2 protein-coding genes are annotated in these 2,023 nt (G+C 39.4%); both read left to right on the top strand.

The window, feature by feature from the left end:
- Positions 1–176: 176 nt before the first annotated feature.
- Complete coding sequence (locus VXQ92_RS16175; protein ID WP_416682519.1) at positions 177–1,202, top strand: ferredoxin reductase; 1,026 nt, start codon at positions 177–179, stop codon at positions 1,200–1,202.
- A 30-nt stretch (positions 1,203–1,232) separates the two neighbouring features.
- The coding region (locus VXQ92_RS16170) for a fatty acid desaturase family protein (protein ID WP_416682520.1) at positions 1,233–2,023 on the top strand (791 nt) is incomplete at its 3' end.

The raw sequence follows: 2,023 nt of genomic DNA, 5'->3' as shown, positions 1-2,023 counted from the left end.
CATTAAAAAAACCTATTTAAACCGTGAGCCAAAGTCTAACAAAAAAGAGCAAACTTTCATAAAAAAAATAGTGAACAAGTGTTGACTGAGTGAACACTTATAAATATAGTGTACATATGTTCACTATACGAACATGTGTTCACTCAAATAAATAGCCAGAAACAAAAGAGGAACGTATGAACGCAACACTTAACTATCAACCACATTGGGTTCGAGAAGATTTCGTTGATTTTGTTTTGCAGAAAATTAACGTGACTTGGGCTTGGAATAGGATACTTGCAGAAGTTACCGCTGTTCAGCCACTTCATACCGATATGGTACTGATAAAACTTAAACCAAATCGTAATTTTAATTTCGAACAGGTTTGTGCGGGACAAAGCATTCTACTGACGTTGCTTATCGATGGCGTTTACCAACAACGTAGCTATTCGATTATTGAAGTAACCACTCAAGGTGAAATCGCTTTAGGTATTAAAGTACAAGGCTTGGTGTCTCGTGCAGCTCAACTATTACATGTAGGTGAGTGTGTTGAGATTTCACAGCCACAAGGTGATTTTACTTTGCATCAAGGTCAGCAGCCTGCAATTTTAATTGCCTCAGGAAGCGGTATTACTGCAATTTATTCACTCTTGCAGCAAGCTTTGAAACAGCAGCTTGAACAAATCCATGTTATTTATTTTAATCGTGCGGAAATTTTTCATGCTGAATTAAAAGCTTTGGTAGAACAGCATCCACAGCTTCAATATCATTTTTTTAATACCAGCGAGCAAAAGCAGCATTTAACTGAAAGCTTACTGCAAAAGCTGGTTCCAGATTTTGCGCAGACTGCGACCTATATATGTGGGCACCACGGCATGATGCAGCAGGCGAATGAAATTTATGTGCAAAAAGGTGCTCAGTCTCAGCTTCATCAAGAATATTTCCAACCACTTCAAGTGACTGGTACACATGCAGCACAGCCTGTTATTTTCCGCCGTGCTCAACACGAATTTTTAGCTGAAACAAATTTACTGAGCAGTGCAGAGCAGGCGGGACTACGCCCGCAACATGGCTGCCGTATGGGTGTTTGTAATAAATGCAGTTGTACCAAAGTGAGCGGAGTTACTCAAAACCTGTTAACAGGTGAAATTGAAGACCAACCGAACCGTCCAATTAAACTATGCGTGAGCCAGGCATTAAGCCCAGTCACAATTGATCTATAAAAAGAATTACAGAGGATTAACCCTATGAATATGGCATTAGAATTTTCTACTGTTTCTAAATCTGCTCATTTAACCCGTGAGCAAATTGAAAAATTTGGCCGCCGTGTTGAACAGATTCGTCAAGATGTTATGCAAAGTCTTGGTGAGCAAGACGCAAAATATATCTACAAAGTACGTAATTTTGTTCGCTATACCGAAATCGCATCGCGTGGCATGTTGATGTTTGGTGGTTGGATTCCACCTGTCTGGTTATTGGGAACAGGCTTACTGGGTATTTCTAAAATTGTAGAAAACATGGAACTTGGTCATAACGTTATGCACGGTCAGTTTGACTGGTTAAATGAACCAAGTCTGAATGGTAATACTTACGATTGGGATACCATTGCCTCGGGTGATGACTGGCGTGAAACACACAACTATGTACATCACACCTATACCAATATTGTCGGTAAAGATCATGATGTCGGATATGGTATTTTGCGAGTAAGTGATCAACAGAAGTGGGAACCTCGTCACCTATTTAATATTCCTTTGGCTCTACAGTTAATGTTTTTCTTTGAATGGTATGTAGGTGTACAAAATCTACATCTTGAAGATGCATTAGTTTATAAAACCAAAAGCTGGAAACAGGTGTGGGAAGATGCGGCTAAGGTCCGTAAAAAAGCAACACGCCAAGTTTTAAAGGATTATGTGTTTTTCCCTGTGATCTCTGGTCCTATGTTTTTACCGGTTTTTGCAGGCAATGTAGTTGCTAATATTATTCGTAACTTGTGGTCATCTGCTGTGATTTTTAATGGTCACTTTACTGAAGATGCAGAAAC

The sequence above is a fragment of the Acinetobacter sp. 228 genome, from assembly GCF_048147885.1.
Note: the sequence above shows the minus strand (reverse complement) of the source record. Positions and strands in the feature narration are given on the sequence as shown.